Source organism: Georgenia thermotolerans, assembly GCF_009193185.1.
In the GTDB taxonomy this organism is placed as follows: Bacteria; Actinomycetota; Actinomycetes; order Actinomycetales; family Actinomycetaceae; genus Georgenia; species Georgenia thermotolerans.
Genome location: NZ_VUKF01000098.1, coordinates 1 through 2,113, shown reverse-complemented (window position 1 = coordinate 2,113; position 2,113 = coordinate 1). Strand labels below are relative to the sequence as shown.

Here is a 2,113-nt window from a genome sequence, read left to right as displayed (position 1 = left end):
GGCGGGCCACGGTGGTGCCGCCCGCCCGGGGCTCGCGCGGCGGCTGGGGGCGGCGGGGCTGGCGCGGGGCGGCGGGCGGCCTCACGCGCGCCCCCGCAGGTGCTCGAGGATCACCGGGCCCAGCTCCGTGACGTCGCCGGCGCCGAGGGTGAGGACGAGGTCGCCGGGACGGGCGAGGTCGGCGACGGCGCGGGCCGCGTCGAGGCGGTCGGCGACGTAGCGCTCCCGCGCGCCGGCGGGGGCCGCGGCGGTGATGAGGGCGCCGTCCACGCCGGGCACCGGGTCCTCGCGGGCGGCGTAGACGTCGGTGACGACGGCCTCGTCGGCCAGGGCCAGCGCGTCGGCGAACTGGGCGGCGAAGTTCTGCGTGCGCGAGTACAGGTGGGGCTGGAACACCGCGAGCACCCGGCCGCCGGCGGCGGCGAGCCGGGCGGTGCGCAGCGTGGCGGCGACCTCGGTGGGGTGGTGGGCGTAGTCGTCGACCACCCGCACCCCGGCGGCGCTGCCCTTGTCCTCGAAGCGGCGGCCGGTGCCGGTGAAGGCGCCCAGCGCCGTCGCCATGTCGCCCGGGGCCACGCCGAGCTCGACGCCCGCGCTCCACGCGCCGGCGGCGTTGAGGAGCATGTGGGCCCCCCCGACGGCGAGCGTGAGCGGCACCTCCCCCTCCGGCGCGGCGAGCACGGCGCGGGAGCCGCCGGCGCCCAGCTCGCGGTCGCCCACCCGGACGTGGTCGGCCAGCGGGGCGTCCCCGGTGCCGTAGGTGCGCACCCGCACCCCGGCGTCGGCGGCGTGCCGGGCCAGGGCGAGGGCGCCGGGGTCGTCGGCGCACGCGACGAGCAGCCCGCCGGGGACGATCCGCCCGGCGAAGTCCTCGAACGCGCGCCGGAAGGCGGCCTCGGAGCCGTAGTGGTCGAGGTGGTCCGGCTCGATGTTGGTCACCAGCGCCACCCGGGGGGCGTAGTTGAGGAAGGAGCCGTCGGACTCGTCGGCCTCGGCCACGAACGCCCGCCCGGCGCCCAGGTGCGCGCCGGTGCCCAGGGCGAGCACGGTGCCGCCGATGGCGTAGGAGGGGTCCTGCCCGGCGGCGCGCAGGGCGACGGCGAGCATGGCCGAGGTGGAGGTCTTCCCGTGCGCGCCGGCCACGGCGACGAAGTCGCGGCCCTCGGCGGCCAGGGCCAGGGCCTCGGAGCGGTGCAGCACCCGCTGGCCACGTTCGCGGGCCACGGCCAGCTCGGGGTTGGTCTCGCGCACCGCGGTGGAGACGACCAGGGCGGCGTCGGCGGGCACGTGGGCGGCGTCGTGGCCGGCGAAGACCTGTGCGCCCAGGCCGCGCAGCCGGGCGAGGGTGGCCGAGTCGCGCTGGTCCGAGCCGGAGACGGCGTGGCCGCGGGCGAGCAGGAGCTCGGCGACGGCGGACATGCCCGCGCCGCCGATGCCGATGAGGTGGAACCGGGTCATGCCCGCCCCCCGTCCGCGCCGGGCGCCGCGCCGTCCGTCGCCGTGCCGTCCGCGGCCGCGGCGACCAGCCCGGCGAGGTGTGCGGCACCGTCGGCCGGGCCGGCCCCGGCGGCCGCCGCGCCCATGCGGGCCAGCGCCTCGGGGTCGGCGAGCAGCGGGAGGACGTGGCCGCGCACCCATGCCCCGTCCAGGTCGCCGTCGGCCACGAGCATCCCGCCGCCGGCGGCGACGACGTCGGCGGCGTTGAGCCGCTGCTCGCCGTTGCCGACGGGCAGCGGGACGTACACGGCGGGCAGGCCGAGCGCGGCGAGCTCGGCGACGGTCCCGGCGCCGGAGCGGCACAGCACGAGGTCGGCGCAGGCGTAGGCGAGCTCCATCTCGGCGAGGTACTCGCGCGCGTGGTAGTCCCCCGCCACCCGCGGGCCGGCGTCGGCCAGGACGGCGCGGACGGGCTCGGCCTTGCCGCGGCCGGTGAGGTGGAGCACCTGGGCGCCGGCGGCGACGAGGTCGGCGGCCGCGGCGGGCACGGCCTCGTTGAGGCGCTGGGCGCCCAGGGAGCCGCCGGTGACGAGCAGGGTCGGCCGGGCCGGGTCCAGCCCCAGCGCCGCGGCCCCCGCGGCGCGGCGGGCGGCAGCGGTCGCGGCGGCGCGCCGGT

General features: G+C 80.5%; 2 protein-coding genes. Both read right to left on the bottom strand.

Going from position 1 to position 2,113, the window contains the following annotated elements:
- Positions 1 to 81: 81 nt before the first annotated feature.
- Positions 82 to 1,458 carry a UDP-N-acetylmuramate--L-alanine ligase gene (murC, locus tag GD970_RS21305; RefSeq protein ID WP_152204880.1) on the bottom strand — a complete coding sequence of 459 codons (1,377 nt, stop codon included), beginning with the start codon at positions 1,456 to 1,458 and terminating at the stop codon, positions 82 to 84.
- Positions 1,455 to 2,113, bottom strand: a 659-nt coding sequence (locus GD970_RS21300) for a UDP-N-acetylglucosamine--N-acetylmuramyl-(pentapeptide) pyrophosphoryl-undecaprenol N-acetylglucosamine transferase (protein WP_319593485.1), incomplete at its 5' end; no start/stop codon positions are given. The genes GD970_RS21300 and murC, both read right to left, overlap by 4 nt.

What these genes read in the sequence shown, in the direction of transcription:
- murC (WP_152204880.1), bottom strand. Translation starts at nt 1,458, where the DNA reads ATGACCCGGTTCCACCTCATCGGCATCGGCGGCGCGGGCATGTCCGCC.